1 protein-coding gene is annotated in these 1578 nt (G+C 65.3%); it reads left to right on the top strand.

The window, feature by feature from the left end; genetic code table 11:
* Window positions 1-188: 188 nt before the first annotated feature.
* Window positions 189-1578: IS66 family transposase (locus QJT82_RS45335; protein WP_281446727.1), on the top strand; the 1390-nt coding region annotated here is incomplete at its 3' end.

Raw genomic sequence — 1578 nt, forward strand, 5'->3', positions numbered from 1 at the left:
AATCACGAGCTCGATCATCTCGATCTCAGAATCACTGAGCCTCACGAGGAGGGGCATTCACATGGATAGTCGCTCGACGGGCTCGAGTGGACGCGTGTGTCGCCCAAACCTGTGAAGCAGCCGACCGTTGTCGGCTGAGGGATGAGGATTTCGCTGGAGCACGGGTCGCGCGGATGTATCGTCTGAGCATGGCGATTCGTCCCGACGCTCTCCCGACCGATCCGGCGGCTCTGACCGAGATGGTGCTCGCGCTTGACGCTGAGAACGAGAAGCTGCGCGTAGCAATGCAGACGCTCAAGGAGATGATCTTCGGGAAGCGCTCGGAGCGGCTTGCGGTGCTCGTGGACGAACAGCTTGCGCTCGAGCTGGATGATCTTGAGGCGGACGCTACGCTGCCTGCGCACGCCAACGACGATGTGGCTGTGGCGAAGCCATCCGGCAAACCGCGCAAGAAGGCGCGCCGCAACATTGGCGCGCTTCCAAAGCACCTGCCGCGCTGCGAGCAGGTGCTGGAGCCGGAGGCAACCGCGTGTCCATGCTGCCAAGGTCAGCTCCACAAGATCGGCGAAGACGTCAGCGAGGTGCTGGACATCATCCCGGCGATCCTGCGGGTGCTGCGCACGATCCGTCCCAAATATGGCTGCCGCAGCTGCACCGATGGTGTGGTCCAAGCGAAGGTGCTGCCGCGCCTGATCGAGAGCGGCATGGCCTCGACCGCACTCGTGAGCCACGTCGTGGTCTCGAAGTTCGCCTGGTATCTGCCGCTGTACCGACAGGTGCAGATTCTGGCCGGCCAGGGTATCCATCTCGACCGGGCGACGCTCGCCGGCTGGGTGAAGCGTGCGGCCTGGTGGCTCAGGAGCCTCTATGACCTCCAGCTGCGCACGATCCAGGCCGCGCCGCGCCTGTTCTGCGACGAGACGCCGATGCCGGTGCTCGATCCCGGACGACATCGCACCCGCATCTGCCAGTTCTGGGCGCATGCGATGGATGACCGGCCATGGGGCGGCCCCTCGCCGCCGGCGGTTGCCTATGTGTTCGCCGACGGCCGCGGCACGGAGGAGATCGCCGGACAATTGACGGGCTTTTCCGGCATTCTGCAGGTGGACGGTTATGCCGCCTACAAGGCGCTCGCCCGCGGTCATGGCGGCGCGATCCGGCTCGCCTTTTGTCTGGCCCATGCCCGGCGCAAATTCGTGGAGGTCTACAAGACGACCCAATCGCCATTCGCTCGCGAGGCGATCGAACGGCTCCAAGCGGTCTATGCGATCGAGGCCGAGATCCGCGGCAGCAGCGCCGAGCAGCGGCTGGCCGCCCGCCGCACCAGGGCCGCTCCGTTGATGGAGGCGCTCAGGGCGCGGCTGACCGCCATAGTCGACCAGCTCTTCTCCCAGTCGAAGCTGACGGAGGCCATCAACTACGCGCTCAACCACTGGGACGGGTTGACGCTGTTTCTCCGCGACGGCCGCATCGAGGTCGGTAGAGTCGACGACTGGCGCGGTGACCGTAGGTCGCGAGGCTTTACTGTTTCCGGCGGCTTTCGCCTTCGCCGGTGTCGCAGTTCGCACCATAGTTCCG

Source organism: Bradyrhizobium sp. Mp19, from assembly GCF_029952935.1.
Taxonomy (GTDB): domain Bacteria; phylum Pseudomonadota; class Alphaproteobacteria; order Rhizobiales; family Xanthobacteraceae; genus Bradyrhizobium; species Bradyrhizobium elkanii.